Source organism: Novosphingobium flavum (genome assembly GCF_014230315.1).
Taxonomy (GTDB): domain Bacteria; phylum Pseudomonadota; class Alphaproteobacteria; order Sphingomonadales; family Sphingomonadaceae; genus Novosphingobium; species Novosphingobium flavum.
The window spans coordinates 1-19,183 of record NZ_JACLAW010000014.1; the positions used below are offsets into that span (position 1 = coordinate 1).

The 19,183-nt window shown below is 67.4% G+C and carries 10 protein-coding genes; 5 read left to right on the forward strand and 5 right to left on the reverse strand.

Annotation, left to right across the window (positions count from 1 at the left end; translation table 11 throughout):
- Nucleotides 1–115: 115 nt before the first annotated feature.
- On the forward strand, nucleotides 116–7,591 hold the full coding sequence (locus H7F51_RS15975; protein ID WP_221774187.1) for a beta strand repeat-containing protein: 7,476 nt from the start codon (nucleotides 116–118) through the stop codon (nucleotides 7,589–7,591).
- Nucleotides 7,592–7,636: 45 nt separating this feature from the next.
- Here H7F51_RS15975 and H7F51_RS15980 read toward each other — a convergent pair whose 3' ends face one another.
- Together H7F51_RS15980 and H7F51_RS15985 are read right to left on the reverse strand one after the other, a co-directional pair.
- Nucleotides 7,637–7,888, reverse strand: a complete 252-nt coding sequence (locus H7F51_RS15980; RefSeq protein WP_185665319.1) for a hypothetical protein — start codon at nucleotides 7,886–7,888, stop codon at nucleotides 7,637–7,639.
- 61 nt (nucleotides 7,889–7,949) lie between these two features.
- Complete coding sequence (locus H7F51_RS15985; protein ID WP_185665320.1) at nucleotides 7,950–8,732, reverse strand: enoyl-CoA hydratase-related protein; 783 nt, start codon at nucleotides 8,730–8,732, stop codon at nucleotides 7,950–7,952.
- Nucleotides 8,733–8,864: 132 nt separating this feature from the next.
- On the opposite strand from H7F51_RS15985, the gene H7F51_RS15990 reads away from it, so the two are divergent.
- Nucleotides 8,865–9,644, forward strand: coding sequence for a transglutaminase-like domain-containing protein (locus H7F51_RS15990; RefSeq protein ID WP_185665321.1), 780 nt, complete (start codon nucleotides 8,865–8,867; stop codon nucleotides 9,642–9,644).
- Nucleotides 9,645–10,016: 372 nt separating this feature from the next.
- Nucleotides 10,017–10,775: an MlaA family lipoprotein gene (locus tag H7F51_RS15995; RefSeq protein WP_185665322.1), complete on the forward strand. Its 759-nt coding sequence runs from the start codon at nucleotides 10,017–10,019 to the stop codon at nucleotides 10,773–10,775.
- Nucleotides 10,776–10,986: 211 nt separating this feature from the next.
- Here the strand turns inward: H7F51_RS15995 and H7F51_RS16000 are convergent, their stop codons facing one another.
- Together H7F51_RS16000 and H7F51_RS16005 are read right to left on the reverse strand one after the other, a co-directional pair.
- On the reverse strand, nucleotides 10,987–11,748 hold the full coding sequence (locus H7F51_RS16000) for an ABC transporter permease (protein WP_185665323.1): 762 nt from the start codon (nucleotides 11,746–11,748) through the stop codon (nucleotides 10,987–10,989).
- Nucleotides 11,745–12,689, reverse strand: coding sequence for an ABC transporter ATP-binding protein (locus tag H7F51_RS16005; RefSeq protein ID WP_185665324.1), 945 nt, complete (start codon nucleotides 12,687–12,689; stop codon nucleotides 11,745–11,747). The genes H7F51_RS16000 and H7F51_RS16005 overlap by 4 nt, the downstream gene beginning before the upstream one ends.
- Nucleotides 12,690–12,825: 136 nt before the next feature.
- Here H7F51_RS16005 and H7F51_RS16010 point away from each other — a divergent pair, with 136 nt between their 5' ends.
- Both H7F51_RS16010 and H7F51_RS16015 read left to right on the forward strand, forming a co-directional pair.
- Nucleotides 12,826–14,919, forward strand: a complete 2,094-nt coding sequence (locus tag H7F51_RS16010) for a putative bifunctional diguanylate cyclase/phosphodiesterase (protein ID WP_185665325.1) — start codon at nucleotides 12,826–12,828, stop codon at nucleotides 14,917–14,919.
- A gap of 252 nt (nucleotides 14,920–15,171) precedes the next feature.
- A complete protein-coding gene (locus H7F51_RS16015; RefSeq protein WP_185665326.1) occupies nucleotides 15,172–18,000 on the forward strand; it encodes a TonB-dependent receptor domain-containing protein in 2,829 nt (942 codons plus the stop codon).
- Nucleotides 18,001–18,550: 550 nt separating this feature from the next.
- On the opposite strand, the gene H7F51_RS16020 is transcribed toward H7F51_RS16015, so the two are convergent.
- Nucleotides 18,551–19,165, reverse strand: a complete 615-nt coding sequence (locus H7F51_RS16020; RefSeq protein ID WP_185665327.1) for a tetratricopeptide repeat protein — start codon at nucleotides 19,163–19,165, stop codon at nucleotides 18,551–18,553.
- Nucleotides 19,166–19,183 lie beyond the last annotated feature (18 nt).

Genomic DNA, 19,183 nt, shown 5'->3' on the forward strand with positions numbered 1-19,183 from the left:
GGCGGGCCTCGCGCCCGATGGCGCCGGGGGCGGCGCTTCGGGCAGCGCGCCTGCGGGCGGGGCCAGCGGCGATGCGGCGGCGGCCGGGGGCGGTGCGGGCCACGGCGGCAACGGCATGTTGCTCGGCTTGCTCGGCGCGCTCGGTGCCGGCGGGCTGGCCGTCGGGCTGTCCGGCGGCAAGGGCGGTTCGGGTACTCCGGCCGACACCACGGCGCCCAGCGCGCCGACCGGCCTGGCCCTCGCCGCCGCCGACGATACCGGCAGCTCCAATTCCGACCGCATCACCAACCAGACCAGTGCCCTCACCATCAGCGGCAGCGCCGAGGCCAATTCCACGGTCACCATCCTCGACGGGACGACCACGGTTGGCACCGCCACGACCAGCAGCAGCGGCACCTTCACCGTCGACGTCGCGCTCGCCGCCGGCACGCACAGCCTGACCGCCACGGCCAAGGACGCCGCCGGCAATACCAGCACGGCCTCCGCCGCCCTGTCGATCACGGTCGACACCTCGGCCCCGGCCGCGCCCACCGGCCTTGCCCTCGCCGCCGCCGATGACACCGGCTCGTCGGCCTCGGACGGGATCACGAGCCAGACCACGGCGCTGACCATCAGCGGCACGGCCGAGGCCAATTCCTCCGTCACGCTCAAGGATGGCTCCACCGTTCTCGGCACTGCCACGGCGAACGGCAGCGGCGCCTTCTCGCTCGACGTCGCGCTCGCCGCCGGCACGCACAGCCTGACCGCCACGACCACCGACGCGGCGGGCAATGTCGGCGCGGCCTCCTCGGCGCTGTCCATCACCGTCGACACCTCGGGACCCGCCGCGCCCACCGGCCTGGCCCTCGCCGCCGCCGACGATACCGGCGCGTCCAGCAGTGACCGGATCACCAACCTCACCAGCGGCCTGACCATCACCGGCAGCGCCGAGGCCAATGCCGCCGTCGTCATCAAGGAGGGCTCCACCGTCCTTGGCACCGGCACGGCCAACGGCAGCGGCGCCTTCTCGATCGACGTTGCCCTCGCCGCCGGATCGCACAGCCTGACAGCCACGGCGACGGACGCGGCGGGCAATGTCGGCACCGCCTCCTCGGCGCTGGCGATCACGGTCGACACCTCGGCTCCGCCCGCGCCCACCGGCCTTGCCCTCGCCGCCGCCGACGACAGCGGCGCGTCCAGCAGCGACCGGATCACCAACCACACCAGCGGCCTCACCATCACCGGCACGGCCGAGGCCAATGCCGCCGTCGTGATCAAGGAGGGCTCGACTGTCCTCGGTTCCGGCACGGCCAATGGCAGCGGCGCCTTCTCGATCGACGTCGCCCTCGCCGCCGGATCGCACAGCCTCACCGCCACGGCCACTGATGTGGCCGGCAATCCCGGCAGCGCCTCTTCGGCGCTCGCCATCACGGTCGACACCACCGCGCCGACCGTGACCGTGGGAATCGACAAGTCGGCCATGGTCGGCGGCGAGACGGCCACCGTCACCTTCACCTTCAGCGAGGTGCCCACCGGCTTCACCGCCGCCGACATTGCCGTGACCAGCGGCGGCGTGACCGGCGGGACGATCACCAATCTCGCCCAGTCGGCCGGCGATGCCAAGGTCTGGACCGCAACGCTGACGCCCACGGCCAGCACGACCGGGCCGGTCGCGGTCACGGTCGCCAGCGGCACCTTCGCCGATCCGGCGGGCAATGCCTCCACCGCAGCCGGCAGCGCCAGCGTGACTTACGATCCGGGCACCGGCGGCCAGGCGATCGACGGCTATATCGCCGGGGCGCTGGTCTTCCGCGATGGCTCCAACGGCTATGCGGCCGATGGCGTGTGGAACCACGAGGCCTTCACCGACGGCAACGGCAATGGCCTGTTCGACAGCGGCGAGATCTATGTCGACGCCAACCACGACGGAAAGTTCAACGCCGAATACAATGTCGTCACCGATGCCCAGGGCAATTTCTCCGGCCTGTTCGGCAACGGCGGGATCGTCATGACCGGCCTGCCCGGCGCGATCGACATTTCGACCGGGCTGGCCTTCACCGGCACCTATACCGCGCCCAACGGCTCGACCGTGGTCACCCCGCTGACCACGCTGGTCGCCGCGCTGGTCGGCTCGGGCGCCACGGCGGCCGATGCCGCGGCCCAGGTCAAGGCCGCGCTCGGCATTCCCGCCGGGGTCGATCTCGCCACCTTCGATCCCTTCACTGCCGCGGCCGATCCGGCCACGGCCAGCCTCGCGGTCGATGTCCAGAAGGCCTCGGTCCAGGTCGCCAACGTGCTGGCCGTGGTTGCCAGCGCCAGCGCGGCGGCCGGCGCCACCGACGGGGGCGAGGGCGCGGCGGCGGCCGCGATCCAGGCCATCGCCCAGCAGGTCAGCGGCGGCGGCGTGGTCAACCTGGCCGATACGGCCACGGTTATCGCCGTGGTCCAGGCGGTCGCCGACACGGTCGGCGGCTCGGTCGGCAGCGCGCTCGATGCCCAGCAGACCGCGCTCGGCGGCTCGCTCGCCAACGTCAATGACGCGGTCCAGCAGGCCAGCGGCGCCAGCGCGGCCGACGCCCTGACCTCGCTGGTCGCGGCGCAGATCGTGGCCCAGAGCAACCTCGCTGCAGACGCGGCCAGCGGCTCGCTCGATCCGGCGAACTATTCGGGCAGCAACCTCACCGACCAGATCGACGGCGCCTCCAGCCAGGTCCAGCAGGTCATCCCACCCACCACCACGGTCCCCGGCGCGCTGGCCGCGCCCGATCGGCCGGCGGTCGATCCGGCGGTCGGCTCGCGCGTCTCGGGCGCGGAGGCTGGCGCCGGGGTCGGCGTGACCGTGTCCTACAGCGCGGTCACCGGCCTTGCCGCGGGCGACGTGCTGCGCCTCTACATCGGCGACAGTCTCGCCCAGTCCTACACCCTCACCAGTGCCGACCTGTCCGCCGGCAGCCATGCCTTCACGCTTACCGCCGCCGCGCTCGGCGATGACGGCGGCAAGTCGCTGACGGCATCCTTCCTTGCCGTGGGCGGAACCGAGGGCGCGCGCTCCTATCCCCTGCTCCTGACGCTCGACACCTCGTCCCCGGCGCCGACCGTCGATCCGCTCTCGGGCGGGCTGATCAATGCGGCCGAGGCGGCAGCGGGCGTCCCCGGCTCGCTCGGCGCGATCGAGGTCGGCTCGGGCGTGACCATCACCGTTGCCGGGCAAAACGCGGCCAATCCCGCCCAGCCCCTGACCCAGTCCTTCAGCACGAGCGGCAAGGACTATGGACTCGATCCCGCCCTGCTGGCGCAATTCGCTGATGGCACGCTCACCGTCTCGGCCCAGCAGACCGACGTGACCGGCAATGTCTCCGCCACCGGCAGCACCACCGTGGTGCTCGACCGGGTGAGCCAGACCCCCACCGGGCTCGACCTTGCCGCCGCCGACGATACCGGGGCGAACAACAGCGACAATCTGACCAAGCAGACCTCGGGTCTGACCATCACCGGCACGGCCGAGGCCGGGGCTTCGGTCAGGATCATGGAAGGGGCGACCATTCTCGCCACCACCACAGCGGACGGATCGGGCCAGTTCTCGGCCGATATCGCCCTCTCCGCCGGCGCCCATTCGATCTATGCCGCCAGCACCGACGTCAACGGCAACCCGGCCGCCAGTTCGGCCCCGCTGGCGATCACGGTCGACACGGCCCCGCCCACCCCGCCGACCATCCAGCTGCCCGAAGGCCCGATCGTCACTTCGGTCGAGGCGGGGGACGGCGCGGTGATCACCGGCACGGTCGAGGCGGGCAGCGCGGTCAGCGTGATCCTCGTCAACGGCGCCAATACCATCACCCGCAGCGCGGTCGTCACCGGCACCAGCTACGCGCTGACCGTCACCTCGGCGGACCTCGCCACGCTGGGTGAGGGCTACGTCCAGTACAAGGCGGTCGCCATCGACGCGGCCGGCAATGTCGGCGCCATGTCGCTCACCGGGCAGTTCCTCTACACCAGCCAGACCGTAGTCACCGCGGACGAGGCGATCAACGACCTCGCCGCGCTCAACACCTTCGGCGATGGGGCCCATGTCGGGGTCACCCCGCTGGCGGGCGGCGGCTTCGCCGTGTTCTGGACGGTCGATCTCAACCTCGATACCGATACCGACAGCATCGCCGTCCAGCGCTTCGCCGCCGACGGCGCCCCGCTCGGCAACGCGGTGATCCTCAGCGGGCTGTCCCCTGTCCTCGCCGAATTGGGCGATCGGGTCGGTTCAACCGATTTCACCGCGCTGGACAATGGCGGCTCGGCACTGGCCTGGAATGTCGAGCGGGTGTCTTCGTCGCAGGGCTTTGCCGCCACCACCGGGGCCGGAAGCAACGGCATCAGCCAGACCCTGATCGTCGGCGTTCCCCAGACCATCGTCCTCGGCGTTTCCACACCGACAGCCGGGATCACCTACCAGCTGCGCGGCACCGGCATGGGCGGGACGTTGACCAATGTCGCGGTCACCCCGGTGAACGGGGTGATCACGATCACCCAGGCGATCCTGGACCAGTTTCTCTACGATGACCGCCTGTCGCTCGTCGTCACCGGCACTCCGGGTGCCAGCTATTCCTACACCGCCTATTTCGACTACGATCGCTCCTACGATCTCGGATCAACCCTCAACACGCTGACCCTGTCCGGCACTCCGGTGACCTCGGGAAGCACCACGCTGGTCAGCTTCGGCTCGCCGCTCGGCCGCAACGAGTCTTTCCACCTCCTCACCGCCGCGCAGCCGACCTCCGTGCAGATTTCAATCACTCCGCAATGGGGCACGGGCGCACTGAATGTCACCGGCCTGATCGGCACCAATGGCATTACAAATGCGATCCAGGTCGCGAACGGAGGGATCGTCATCACGTTCGCCGCCAACGCGGGCAACGTCTATGCCGTGCCGCAGGCCGTGTTGAGCCAGCTCGCGGACCATGATGCGGTCGTTAATCTTTCGGTCTTCGGTCTTGCGACCGGCACTGCGATCAGCGTCGACGTGGCCCAGCGTGGTTACACCGAAATCCCGGAAGGCGTGTTCGTCCAGACCTTCGACGCCAACGGCGCGGCGACCACCCCGGCCACGACGCCGATTGCCGGGGCAGCCAACTACAGCCCGACCGAAAACGATGGCTCGCACGTCATCATCAACCAGACGCCGGGCGGATTCGTCGTCGGCTGGTCGGTCGATGCCAACAAGGATGGCAGCGGCGAGACGATCGCCTTCCAGCACTTCACCTCCGCCGGCGCGGAAACCGGCGCGCCAACCGTGCTGACCGGTATCTCAGCGGCTTTGCTGGCCAATGGCAGCAATGTCGCCTCGGTCGATGTCCAGCAGCTCGCGGGCGGCAACTACGCGCTCGCCTGGGCCACCCAGCTGGAGGAGGTCGGGCAGGTTCGCTCCTTCACTTCGGGCGGCCCCACCTTCGCGGGGACTTTCGCGATGATCGGGCGGCCTCTGGAAATCGAACTCGTTTTCGGTGGTAACCCGGCCGCCGTCTACCAGCTGCGCGGCACCGGCACGGACAACACCCTCAAGACCGTGACGGTCGCCATGGTGGACGGGGTGATCACGGTCGACAACGCGGTGCTGGCCAACTTCAAGACCGGCGCCGCCCTGTCGCTGCTGGTTTCGGGAGTGCCGCAGAATGTGGTCTCGACCTTTGCCTTCCATACCCTGCTCACCAACCACGTGGACCTGACGGCGACCAAGACTGCCTCCGTCACCCTCAGCGCGACGACGACCCTGTCCGTGGGCGGGCCGGGCCGGACCGAGGCGATCCATATCGATAACCTGCCGGGCACGCCGGCCACTGCGACGATGACGGTCCGGCTGGCCAAGGGGTCGGGCTCTGTCAACATGGGCCTGGTGCCGGTCAGCGAAACGACCAATGTCTCGACCAACGCGGACGGGTCGATTGTGATCAAGCTCGCGGTCAGCCCGACCGGCGACTATGCGATGCCCAGCTGGTTGCTCAGCCAGCTCGGCGATCAGGTGGCGACGACGATCCTCACCCTCGCCGGGATGAACTCGGGGCTGTCGACCCAGCCGGTTGTCACCTTCACCTATCGCGATCTCGTCGCCAATCCGGAAGGGGTCTTCGTCCAGACCTTCGATGCGAACGGCGCGGCGCTCGATCCCGGTTCGGGGCCGATCAACACGGCTACGACCGCCTTCCCGCAGTCAGAAGATGCTACCACGGCGGTCACCGCGCTGGCCGGCGGCGGCTTCGTCGTGCGCTGGGTGGTCGATGGCGACGGCAATGGCGAGGGTGACGGGCTGGCCGTGCAGCGCTTTGACGCCAGCGGTGCCAAGGTTGGCGGCGTCGTGGTCCTGCAAGGCCTTGACGACCTGCTCGCTCCCTTGGGAGACAATCTCGCTTCCTACGACCTGCAGGCGCTCAATGGCGGCGGCTATGCCGTGAGCTGGACCGCCGACCTGCCGGTTAACGGCCATACCCTGGCTGCGACCGCCGGCCCGGCGGGGATCGTCTCCTTCGCGCTCAACGGGGTGCCGTCGGAGATGATGTTGTTCAGTGCGGTAGTCCCGGGCGCGACCTATGCTCTGACCGGGCTCGACGAGAACGGCCAGCAAGTGAGCCTGGCCGTGACCCTTGAGGCCGACGGCCACCTTGCCTTCACCGCGGCCGGCCTTGCGGCCTTCGCCAATGTCGACCGGCTGAACCTGGTGGTCTCGGGCCTGCCGGCGTCCACGCCGTTCTCGGTCGGTGTCACCGAGGCCGAGCGGGCCCATGTCGATCTGGCAACGCCGCTGCACAGCGAGGCGCTGGTCAGCGCGATCGTCCCCGGCTCGGTTGGCCAGAGCGGAGCGGGCTCTGTCGTGGGCACGCTGAACGGCATCGGCGGCCGGATCGAATCCTTCCACATCGACCAGGTGACCTACGGTGCCAACGGATCGCACCAGTTCCGCCTCGTCATCTCGACCGAGCACGATCCGTTCACCTACGATCTGTCGCAGGTGCCGGGGGCAACGGCCAACATCGGCGGCACGATCACCCTGATCGTCACGCCCGATGCCAACAACAACATCGCCGTCCCCGCGCCGCTGCTGGCCCAGCTCGGCGACAGCGATGCCAACATCTTCCTCGTCGGCCTCAACCTTGCCGCGGGCACGGCCTTCTCCGGCACGGCCATGGTCCACGACATGGTCGACAACCCGGTCGGGGTCTATACCCAGACCTTCGATGCCGCGGGCAACCCGCTCTCGCTCGACCTGCACCTGAGCGGAACGGCGGCGGGCGACCTGCTGATCGGCGGGCCGGGCAACGATACCCTCACCGGCGGCGGCGGGCGCGATGTCCTCGTCGGCGGTCCGGGTGCGGACACGTTCGTGCTCGATGCCCCGGCGGGCCAGACCCTGGCCCTGGCCGACCTGGTGTCCGACTTCACCGTCGGCACCGATCACCTGCAACTGTCAGGCGGCCTGACCTTCGGCGGGGTTCACATGGTGCAGGGCGATCCGGCGGGCAATGGCGCCGCCGCGACCGAGGCGCTGGTCATCGCCAATGCCAGCGGCGATATCCTCGCTCGCCTCGCCAATACCGATGCGGCGGCCATCACCGCCGCCTCGTTCTTGTAAGGGGAACCGGCTCCGGCGCACCACGCGCCGGGGCCGCCTGTTCGGTTACTGCAGGCCCGGCCGCTCGGCGTCCATCCGCTTGACCAGCAGCTCGATCTCGTCGGGATTGAGGATCCACGTCCGGGTCTTGCGCCCTTCGCGGAAGACCGGGCGGGTCAGCAGGATCCGCGCCTGTTCCTTGGCAAAGGGCTTGAAGATCGCGAAATGCATCACGCAGTCGCGGATCGTGCCGATGATCGGGGTCTTGCCGTCAAGGTCGATCATCGTGGCGGGCTGGTCCCAGGGGATGTTCAGCATGGGCGGGCCTTCGGTCATATCCGCTGCCTATGATCCCCGCGCGCGCTTGTCACGCACCTGATCACCGCCCCAGCCAAACCGGCGGGCGCTTCTCGACGAAGGCGGCCATGCCCTCGGCCTTGTCCTGCGTCGCGGTCAGCACCTGGAACAGGCGGCGCTCGGCCAGCAGCCCCTGGTCGAGCGTGGTCTCGAAGGCGATGTTGACCATCTCCTTGTTGGCGAGGATCGCCAGCGGGGGCATGGCCGCGATCGCCTCGGCCGCTTTCAGCGCTTCGGCCATCAGCTCGCCCGGCGGCACCACCCGGCTGACGAGGCCCGCCCGCTCGGCCTCGGCCGCGTCCATCATCCGCCCGGTCAGGCACAGGTCCATCGCCTTGGCCTTGCCCACGGCGCGCGCCAGCCGCTGCGATCCGCCCATGCCCGGCGCGATCCCCAGCCGGATCTCCGGCTGCCCGAACTTCGCGCTTTCCGAGGCGATGATGAAATCGGCCATCATCGCCAGTTCGCAGCCGCCGCCCAGGGCAAAGCCGTTCACCGCCGCGATCCACGGCTTGCGGGTGGCCTTGACCAGCCGGCTGGTCCACGGCGCGAACATGTCCTCGGCAAAGAACTCGGCCGCCGGCTTGAGCGCCATTTCCTTGATGTCGGCCCCGGCGGCAAAGGCCTTTTCCCCCGAGCCGGTGATCACGCCGCACAGCTGGCCGGAATCGGCCTCGAACGCGGCGAAGGCGGCAATCAGCTCTTCCATCACCTGCGAGTTCAGCGCATTGAGCGCCTGCGGCCGGTTGAGTGTGAACAGGGTCACCGCGCCCTTGCGCTCGACGAGGATGGTTTCAAAGCTCATGTCAGGTCCCTTGTTCGCGGTCGCAACGCACAGCCTCGGGATCGGCGCGCGCAAAATCAAGCCCCTGTCGGCACCTTCGCGCGTGGCCGTTGTTGATCAGGCAAGCCCCGCCCATCCCGGAACCCCGCGCCCATGAAACTCTCGATCACCGCCCACCTCGACTACCAGTTCGAGGCGCAGGCCGACGTTCTGCTCCAGCTCGAAGCCGCGGAGATCCCCGAACAGGTGGTCGAGCACTCCAACCTGGCGATCGGCGAACATGCCCACTTCGCCCGCGTCCCCGGGCAGGACATGATCGGCACCCGGATCTGGACCAGCATCTCCGGCCGGTTGACGATCGACTACAGCGCCGTGGTCATGATCAACCGCATCGTCGACGAGGGGCTGGACCTCGCTGCCGTCCCGCTCCACATGCTGCCGGGCGAGACCGTGCAATACCTGATGGGCTCGCGCTATTGCCCGTCAGACCGGTTCCACGATTTCGTCACCGACCAGTTCGGCGCTCTCTCGGGCGGGGAGCGGGTGATCGCCATGCGCGACTGGATCCATGAACACTTCAACTATGTCCCCGGCGCCAGCAACGCCGATACCACCGCGGTCGATACCTTCGTCAGCCGCCGCGGGGTCTGCCGCGATTTCGCCCATGTCCTGATCTGCCTCGCCCGCGCCTCGGGCATCCCGGCGCGGATCGCCAGCGTCTATGCCCTCGGCGTCGACCCGCAGGATTTCCACGCCGTGGCCGAAGTCTTCCTTGGCGGCGAATGGCACCTCGTCGATGCCACCCGGATGGCGCGGGAAGGGGCCATGGCCAAGATCGGCATCGGGCGCGACGCGGCCGACGTCGCTTTCATGACCGCTTACGAACCGGCCTACCTGATCGCGCAGGAAGTTACCGTCACCCACCTCGGCTGACCCGCCGGGTTAACCTTTGCCGGCCGCGGGCAGGGCGCCATGCGCGGCAGCCCGGAAAATCTTCGCCCCCGATGGTTTCGCCGTATGGTTTCCGCGCTCCGGCGTCGTCTACCCGGCAAAGGAGCGAAAAATGGGTCAGCACCAGCGCCGGGGGACCGTGCGCGCCACTTGCCGACATACCCATGTCGGCGCTGCGTGAGCGCGGCGTTGGGGCTGGCACTGTTGGTGGGGGCCATCCCGGCCCTGCCGCAGTCCGAGTTTGCATCCCGGGGGGGTATGCACTCGGAAAACCCCGGGGGTGATGACGGCGCGGGGGCTTCAGCGCTTGTCGTCCCCCCGGAACCCCGCCCGGCCACGGCCGGCGCGCCGGGGATGGAAGTCCCGCCCGCCGCCGACGATGCCGCCGCCCTCGCCCCCGAAGGCGATATCGTCATTTCCGCGCGCCGCGCCAATCCGGGCGATCCGGCCGTCAAGGTCAACGAGGCCTCGTTCCAGGCGATCGAGGCGGTGGACAAGGCTTTCGTCGGCCCGGTGGCCAAGGTCTATGAAAAGGGCGTGCCCAAACCCGTCCGCTCGGGCCTGCGCAATTTCCTGCGCAACCTCGAACAGCCGGTGATCGCGCTCAATTTCCTGCTCCAGCTCAAGCCGGTCAGCGCGGTCAAGGCCGTGGCCCGCTTCGGGATCAACTCCACCATCGGGGTCGCGGGCGTGCTCGACGTCGCCAAGCGCAAGCCGTTCAACCTGCCCTATCGGCCCAACGGCTTCGCCAATACCCTCGCCTGCTACGGGGTCGGGCCGGGGCCGTTCCTGTTCCTCCCGCTGGTCGGGCCGACCACCCTGCGCGACGTGTTCGGTCTCGTCCTCGACAAGTCGGCCTTGCCGGTCGCGGTCGGCGCGCCCTTCAACAAGAAGGAATATGCCCTGCCGTCGAACGTGATCTCCGCGCTTAACCGCCGGGTGGAGATGGACGGCCAGATCAGCAAGCTGCGCGAGGAGAGCAATCCCTACGCCGCCACGCGCGAGCTTTACCTCCAGCAGCGCAAGGCCGAGATTTCGGCGATCTGCCCGAAAAAGGGCGATCCGCCGCCCGATCCTGACCTCCCCCCGCGCCCGGGCAAGGGCGTGGACTGAGACGACTTGGGCCACCTGCGGCTGAACGGAGCGCAGGTTTCAGGCCGAGGATGCGGGCCGTCAAATGGCAGGAAAGTGGGGGGGCTGCCCCTGCCCCGCAGGGGCGACGGCGGTTGGGTTGCGTTGCGTAATGTCCGCTTTGTCGGCGTCTCCGGACAATCCGCTTCCCGCCACCAAGGCCGTCAGCAGACCAAACCCAAGGCCCCGCCACTCAGCTGCGCAGCCGCCAGCCGGTCCGGAAAATCCAAACGACAATGCCCAGACACACCGCCATGAACACCCCGATCATGCTCAGGCTGAAGCCCACGGCAATGTCCGACTGGCCGTAGAACGACCAGCGAAAGCCGTTCACCAGATAGACGATCGGGTTGAACAGGGTCACCGTGCGCCAGGCCGGCGGCAGCATAGAGACCGAATAGAACGTGCCGCCAAGGAAGGTCAGCGGGGTGATGATCATGATCGGCACCACCTGCAACTTCTCGAACCCGTCGGCCCACAGGCCGAGGATGAAGCCGAACAGGCTGAAGCTGACCGAGATCAGCACAAGGAAGGCCGCCGCCCAGACCGGGTGGACGATCTCGAACGGCACGAACAGGCGCGCCGTGCCGAGGATGATGAGGCCCAGGATCACCGACTTGGTCGCTGCCGCGCCGACATAGCCCATCAGCGCCTCGATCGCCGAGACCGGGGCCGAGAGCAGTTCGTAGATCGTCCCGGTAAAGCGCGGCAGGTAGATCCCGAAGGAAGCGTTGGAAATGCTCTCGGTCAGCAGGGCCAGCATGATCAGTCCCGGCACGATGAAGGCGCCGTAGCTCACCCCGTCGATGGTCTGCATGCGGCTGCCGATGGCCGAGCCGAAGACGATGAAATAGAGCGAGGTCGAGATCACCGGCGAGGCGATCGACTGGAACAGGGTGCGCAGGGTCCGCCCCAGCTCGAAGGCATAGATCGCGCGGACGGCGTGCAGGTTCATGGCCGCTTCCCCACCAGGTCGACGAAAATGTCCTCGAGCGACGATTTCACCGTGTCGATCGTGGTGAAGTCGATGCCCTCGGCGCCCAGCCGCTTGATCAGGTCGGCGGCGCCCTGCGCGCCTTCGCCCTCGCCCATCAGGGTCAGCACCAGCGTTCGTCCGTCGCCCGCCAGAGCCAGTCGTTCGTCGGCCAGCATGGGCGGGATCGCCGCGAGCGGCTCCTTCAGCCCGATCGTGATCCGCGTGCGCCCCAGCTTTTCCATCAGCGCGTGCTTTTCCTCGATCAGGATGATCTCGCCCTGATCGATCACCCCGATCCGGTCGGCCATTTCCTCGGCCTCCTCGATGTAATGGGTGGTGAGGATGATGGTCACGCCCTGCTCGCGCAGGCGCCGCACCATGTCCCACATGTCACGCCTGAGCTCGACGTCGACCCCGGCCGTGGGCTCGTCGAGAAACAGGATCGAGGGCTCGTGCGAGAGGGCCTTGGCGATCAGGACCCGCCGCTTCATCCCGCCCGAAAGCGCGCCGATCTTGGCATTGCGCTTGTCCCACAGCGAGAGCGCGCGCAGCACTTCTTCCACCTTGGCATGGTCGCGCGGCTTGCCGAACAGGCCCCTGCTGAAATTGACCGCGTGCCACACCGTCTCGAACATGTCGGTCGCCAGTTCCTGCGGGACCAGTCCGATCTTGGCGCGGGCGGCGCGGTAGTCCTGCGCGATGTCGTGGCCATCGGCGATCACCGTCCCGGCGGTGGCGCGGACCAGCCCGCAGACGATCCCGATCAGGGTGGTCTTGCCCGCCCCGTTGGGGCCGAGCAGGGCAAAGATCTCGCCGGCATGGACCTCGAGGTCCACCCCCTTGAGCGCGCGGTGACCGCTCGCATAGGTCTTTTCGAGGCCCTTGATGGAGACGATCGGGCGGGGCGGGGATGAAGCCATGGCGCACCATGGCGCAGGAACGGCCCCCGTTCCAGCCCCTTCGCGCCGCTTCGCGCGGGCCCATGCTGCGCTGCAGCGATGATTTAACCTTTGGCGGCTAGCCCTTGTGCCGGTCATTCCCGGAGAAAGCAGCCTCATGAGCGCCAGCGCCAGCGAATCCCAAGTCCAGCCCGGCGCCTGCGCGGCGGAGAGCGCCGCCGCCGCGGTGCGCAAGGCGGAAGAGCGGCTGCACGAAGCGATCGAGGCCATGCCGCACGGGGTCGTCCTGCTCGACCCCGAGGGGCGCTACATCCTCTGGAACAGCAAATATGCCGAGATCTACCGCAAGTCGTCGGACCTTTTCGCTCCGGGCGTGAAACTGGTCGACACCCTGCGCAGCGGGGTCGAGCGGGGCGACTATCCGGAGGCGGTCGGGCGCGAGGAAGAATGGCTCGCCGAGCGCGCGGCCAAGCTGCAGGGCGCCGATTCCCGCCACGAACAGTGGCTGTCGGACGGGCGCTGCATCATGATCGAGGAGCGCCGCACCGGCGATGGCGGCACGATCGGTCTGCGCGTCGACATCACCGAGATGAAGCGGCGCGAGGACAGTTTCCGCCTGCTGTTCGAGGACAACCCGGTGCCGCTCCTGGTCTATGACCCGGTCGGGGGGCTGGTGGTCGGGGCCAATGCCGCCGCCGCCGAGCATTTCGACTATCCCGTGGCCGAACTGACCGGCATGCCCGCGATCCGTCTTTTCGCGGCCGAGGAATGGAAGGCCGTGCGCCGCCTCCTCGCCACGTCCAGCTCGGAAAAGGACCGCTTCTGGAAGCAGTACACCCGCAGCGGCGACGAGCTCGAGGCCGTGCTGTTCACTCGCCAATCAGTGGTCGACGGCCGCCTCGCCACGATCGTCTCGATCTTCGACGTGACCGAGCGCCGCAAGACCGAGGCCCGCATCGCGCACATGGCCCGCCACGATGAACTGACCGGCCTCGCCAACCGCGCCCATTGCCGCGAGCGGCTGCGCGAGATGCTGGCCGAACCGGGCGAGGACAAGGTCTGCCTCGCCCTGATCGACCTCGACAATTTCAAGCCGATCAACGATTCCTACGGCCACCACATCGGCGATCTCGTCCTGGCCGAGGCCGCCCGCCGGATGCGCGCCCTCGTGCCCCGCAAGAACTCGCTGCTCTGCCGCCTCGGGGGCGACGAATTCGCCGTCCTCGTCCGCGCGCCGACCACAGAGAAGATCCACAACATCGCCCGCTCGTTGGTCCAGGTCATTGCCGAGCCGTTCCTCGTTTCCGACTACACCCTCCACATCGGCGCCACGATCGGCGTCGCCGTCGCCCCGGACGACTGCACAGACGGCCCGACCCTGCTGCGCTATGCCGATCTCGCGCTCTATGCCGCCAAGGCCGAGCGCAAGGGCACGATCCAGCGCTTCCGCCCCGATCTCGACGAAGCCGCGCGGGAAAAGGCCAAGCTCGAAAACGACCTGCGCGAAGGGCTGCGCCGGGGCGAGCTGGCGGTGCATTACCAGCCGCTGATCGATCTCGGCACCGGCGAGATCACCGCTTACGAGGCCCTGCTGCGCTGGCATCACCCCGAACGCGGGCTGATGTACCCCGACAGCTTCATCCCCCTGGCCGAGGAAGTCGGCCTGATCGACGTGCTCGGCCAGTTCGTGCTCCAGCAGGCCTGCCGAGAGGCGGCCCACTGGCCCGATCCGGTACGCGTGGCGATCAATGTCTCGCCGCTCCAGTTCCGCAACGCCAACCTGATCAACATCGTGGTCCAGGCCCTCGCCGCCGCCGGCCTGCCGCCCGACCGGCTCGAGCTGGAGATCACCGAGGCCGTGCTGATGGAGAAGAATGCCGAGGTGGCGACCCAGATCCGCCGGATCCGCGCGCTCGGCGTCGGCATTTCGATGGACGATTTCGGGACCGGCTATTCCTCGCTGTCCTACCTGCTCTCCTACCCCTTCACCAAGATCAAGATCGACCGCTCCTTCGTCATGGGCCTCAAGGACGCGCCCAATTCGCGGGTCGTGGTCGGCGCGATCGTCAATCTCGGCCGCTCGCTCGGCCTCACGGTCACGGCCGAGGGGATCGAGGAGGCCGAGGACCTCGATTTCCTGCGCCAGCTCGGCTGCGAGCAGGGGCAGGGCTACCTGATCGGCCGCGCCGTTCCCGGCGAGACCCTGTTCTCGCAGGACCGCGCCTGGCTCCCGCGCCTCGGCTACGGCTGAGCCGGCACGGCCGTCGTATAAGTTTTCGTGCCGGCGCGCGGCGCTGTATAAGTTTGCGCGCCGCCGGTTTCGCAAAGTCAATCACCAAAAGCCTGCTTTCAATTCGACTGCGCGGCCGTCTGGCCTCATCCATCATGCATCTGCTTATAGGGTGATCGCCAAAGGTAATCGCCGCCGCGGGCAGGGCTGAATTTCACAAAATGACCGGCACGCATCGTGACGATGGCCGGCGCATACATTGGGAGGGTTGAAATGGCTTCGAGCAAGCATCGCTTTGCTTATCTTATCGGCGCGTCGGCGCTTTGCCTGTCCGGCACCGCATTCGCACAACAGGCACCCGCTGCAGAAACCACGGCAGAGGACATCGTCGTCACCGGATCGCGCGTGATCAAGAACGGCGATTCCAGTCCGTCGCCGGTCACGGTCGTCCAGACCCAGGATCTCTACAAGGCCAACCCGGGCGCCAGCCTGGCCGAAGCGCTGAACTCGCTGCCGACCTTCGCCGGTTCGCGCGGCGCCACCTCGAACCCCACCACCGCGGGCAGCGCGGCGGGCGGCAACGGCGGGGCCAACCAGCTCAACCTGCGCAACCTCGATCCCACCCGCACCCTCGTGCTGATGGACTCCAAGCGCGTTCCCCCCACGCTCTACAACGGCGTGGTCGACGTTGACATCATTCCCCAGATGCTGGTCCAGCGGGTCGACGTGGTCACCGGCGGCGTCTCGGCGGTCTATGGCTCCGATGCCGTCTCGGGCGTGGTCAACTACATCATCGACAAGAAGTTCACCGGCCTCAAGGTCGATGCCTCCTATGGCCTGACCCAGTACGGCGACGGCACCAAGGCCGACATCGGCGCGGCCTGGGGCGCGAAGCTGGGCGATCGCGGCCATGTCGAGCTGAGCTACGAATTCCGCAAGGAAGGCGGGATCGAACGCCGCACCGATCGTGACTGGCTCAATCAGGTCGGCGTCACCGGCACCGGCACTTCCACCAATCCCTATGTCCTGCAGACCAATCTGCGCCAGTCGAGCTTCCCCTTCGGCGGTCTCGTCACCGGCACGGCCGGCACGCTCAACAACATGGTGTTCAAGAGCGACGGAACGCTCAGCGCCTTCGTCCCCGGCGCCACCACCGGCACCACCGGCGTCCAGGTCGGCGGCGATGGCGGCTACTGGGATTCGGGCCTCGTCGCCAAGCTCAAGGGCCACCAGATCTTCGGCCGGTTCGACTATGAGCTGGCCGACACGGTCCGCTTCTACGCGCAGGTCTCGGGCAACCTGAAGACCAACTCCAACGTCGCCGAGACCAACCAGCTCAACGGCGTCAACATCTCGAAGACCAACGCCTTCCTCTCGCCCACCTATCAGGCGCTGATCCCCGAGAGCCAGTTCAAGATCAGCAAGTTCCTCGGCAATGCGCCGCGCGTCGGCGCCGATGCCGAATCCACCCAGTGGATCTACAACGCCGGCCTCGAAGGCGATGTCGGCCAGTTCAGCTGGGGGCTCGACTACGTCCACGGCATTTCCAAGCTGAAAACGGAAATGCACAACGTGATCAACCGCCAGAAGCTGGGCTACGCGCTTGACGCCGTGTTCCAGAACGGCACCAGCGGGCCGGTCGTCTGCAACGTCACGCTGAGCAATCCGGGCCTCGCCAATGACTGCGTTCCGCTCAACGTCTTCGGCCCCACTGCCGGCTCCGCCGCCGCGATCGACTACGTGACCGACGACGTCCACTTCAATTCCAGCACGGTGATGGACGACATCTCGGGCTCGGTCTCCGGCTCGCTGTTCGATCTCGGCGCCGGGCCGGTCGGTGCCGCGCTCTCGGGCGAATGGCGCAAGGTCTCGTTCTCGTCGAACAGCGATTCGCTGCCCGACCAGTACATGACCTGCGGCGTGATCCGCTTCAGCAACTGCACCGCCACCAACACCCTGCGCGAAACCGTGTTCGGCCAGCAGCCGAGCGGGGTCAGCCAGACCGTGTGGGAAGTGGCGGGCGAAGTCGACGTTCCGCTGATCAAGGACAAGGCCTTCTTCCAGTCGCTCAGCGTCAACGGCGCCGCGCGCTACACCTCGTATAACACCAGCGGCAACTACTGGACGTGGAAGGCGGGCCTCGCCTGGGAAATCTCCGACCAGCTGCGCGTTCGCGTCACCCGCTCGCGCGATATCCGCGCGCCCAGCCTCTATGAGCTGTTCGCGCCGACCTCGCAGGTGATCGTCCGCCCGTCCGACCTGCTGGTCACCGGCAACCCGACCCCGTCGGTGCCCTCGATCGACTTGTCGAACCCCAACCTGAAGGCCGAAATCGCCAATACGCTGACCGCCGGCGTGGTGTTCAAGCCGACCAGCAGGCTCTCGTTTGCGGTCGATTACTACAAGATCGACATCAAGGACGCGATCACCCAGATCCAGGGCCAGGACCCGACGATCCAGAAGATCTGCTACGACAGCAAGGGCACCTCGCCCTACTGCGCGCTGCAGGTCCGCCCGGTCGACTACGTGACGACCTCGACCAACAACACCGTCACCGCGTGGAAGACCTTCCGCTACAACCTCAACCAGGTGAAGACCTGGGGCATCGACTTCGAGGCCAATTACCAGGGCGAACTGTTCGGCCGGCCGATGCTGCTGCGCGTCCTTGCCGCATGGCAGCCCGACCTGAAGATCGGCACGCTCGACTATTCAGGCTCCGCTTTCGGTCCCAACGGCTTCGGCGCCACCCCGGCCTGGCGCGTGAACGGCATGTTCCGCTTCAAGCCGTCCGACAGCCTGACCGTGGACATCACCGAGCGCTGGCGCAGCGCGATGCAGCTGAGCACCGATCCGTCGCAGTTCTGGGTGAACAACCACATGTCGCCCTTCGCGACCACGGCGGTCAACCTCGCCTGGGATGTCGAGGACAACCGCCTCGGCCAGTTCCAGTTCTTCGCCAACGTCCAGAACCTGTTCAACGCTCACCCGCCGATCGGTGCCTTCTCGGGCAACGGCACCCGCGCGGGCCTGCGCGATGGCTTCGCCATCGGCGACGATCCGCGCGGCCGGACCTACAGCGCGGGCGTCCGGATGAAGTTCTGATCACGAATGGGGGCGGGAGGCGTTTCGGCGCCTCCCGAACCGGACCGCCGTTTCAGCGGCGGCCGGAAGACCGGAAGCGTCTGGGCGGCGCTTCCGGTCTTTTTCGTGGAAGGCCATTGAGGGTCATTCCCCAGTCGTCATGCCAGCGAAGGCTGGCATCGCCGTGATCCTGGTCCAGCGATCGCGCTACGCACAAGGTTGGGGGGAGCTGACCTTCTTGCCCCCACCACCCAACCCCGCTCAGCCTGAGCCTGTCGAAGGCCGCGCGCTGCCCCCGGATCCGGACGGACGGTCTTCGGACTGGCCGCAGGTCTCGGGTTTGGCGCGCAAGGTCGCTTGAGTGGGGCAAGCCTTGGCGCGCAGCCTTCAGCACGCTCAGGCCGAGCAGGATTGCAGGATCGGGTGCCTGGCGGGCAAAAATGCTCCACCACATCCCGTCGCCCCTGCGGAGGCAGGGGCCCATCCCGACTGGCCTGCGGACACGCCGATCATGGGACGCGCTTAAGGCCCGGTCCGTTGGGGGAAGTGGACGTTAGCAGGCGCACCGATCTCAAATCCGGAGGCGCTCACTGTTGGGGTACGTCAAGACCGTTCTTAGGAATGAAGGGGTCAGGGCAAGCATCTTGGCCAAGCTGAGAAACCGCGCGCACAGCCCCATTTCACCTCGGATCTGAAGGCGACAAGCCCACTTGGCCGCGAAAAAATGACCCTTGGCCTCACCTCGTAAAAAGTATTGCAGTGCTTTGGAGAGGTTACGCTCGACAATCTCTCCATTATAGAAATGTACTCCGAGGATGTACAAAGCCGGCGGGTATCCGAGATCACTTAGGCGGTCATATTCAGCAAGCGCAGCATCCGTTTGCCCGATGTTGAGCAAATGCCAGGCCAAGCCATATGCGCCTTCGATAGACCCTTCCTCAGCTGAACGTCTGAGCCAATACTCTCCAACATCGAGGTTCTGGCGGACACCATGCTTTCCACTGAGATACATATTTCCAAGGTACATTTTTGCCAGGCACGAGCCATCGCTGGCGAGCAGCTCGAGCGCTTCGATGCCAGTATGGGGGTCGCACTTGACGAGTTGCAAAGCTTTCCAAAGCGCGGGCGCTTGAGGTTCTTCGCTCCATTCTCGCGCGATGTTCTCTCCGAGCTTGGCCCCGTCCATAGCGCGTTAGACTAATCG

What these genes read in the sequence shown, in the direction of transcription:
- H7F51_RS15975 (WP_221774187.1), top strand. Translation starts at nt 116, where the DNA reads ATGTTGCTCGGCTTGCTCGGCGCGCTCGGTGCCGGCGGGCTGGCCGTC.
- H7F51_RS15980 (WP_185665319.1), bottom strand. Translation starts at nt 7,888, where the DNA reads ATGCTGAACATCCCCTGGGACCAGCCCGCCACGATGATCGACCTTGAC.
- H7F51_RS15985 (WP_185665320.1), bottom strand. Translation starts at nt 8,732, where the DNA reads ATGAGCTTTGAAACCATCCTCGTCGAGCGCAAGGGCGCGGTGACCCTG.
- H7F51_RS15990 (WP_185665321.1), top strand. Translation starts at nt 8,865, where the DNA reads ATGAAACTCTCGATCACCGCCCACCTCGACTACCAGTTCGAGGCGCAG.
- H7F51_RS15995 (WP_185665322.1), top strand. Translation starts at nt 10,017, where the DNA reads ATGGAAGTCCCGCCCGCCGCCGACGATGCCGCCGCCCTCGCCCCCGAA.
- H7F51_RS16000 (WP_185665323.1), bottom strand. Translation starts at nt 11,748, where the DNA reads ATGAACCTGCACGCCGTCCGCGCGATCTATGCCTTCGAGCTGGGGCGG.
- H7F51_RS16005 (WP_185665324.1), bottom strand. Translation starts at nt 12,689, where the DNA reads ATGGCTTCATCCCCGCCCCGCCCGATCGTCTCCATCAAGGGCCTCGAA.
- H7F51_RS16010 (WP_185665325.1), top strand. Translation starts at nt 12,826, where the DNA reads ATGAGCGCCAGCGCCAGCGAATCCCAAGTCCAGCCCGGCGCCTGCGCG.
- H7F51_RS16015 (WP_185665326.1), top strand. Translation starts at nt 15,172, where the DNA reads ATGGCTTCGAGCAAGCATCGCTTTGCTTATCTTATCGGCGCGTCGGCG.
- H7F51_RS16020 (WP_185665327.1), bottom strand. Translation starts at nt 19,165, where the DNA reads ATGGACGGGGCCAAGCTCGGAGAGAACATCGCGCGAGAATGGAGCGAA.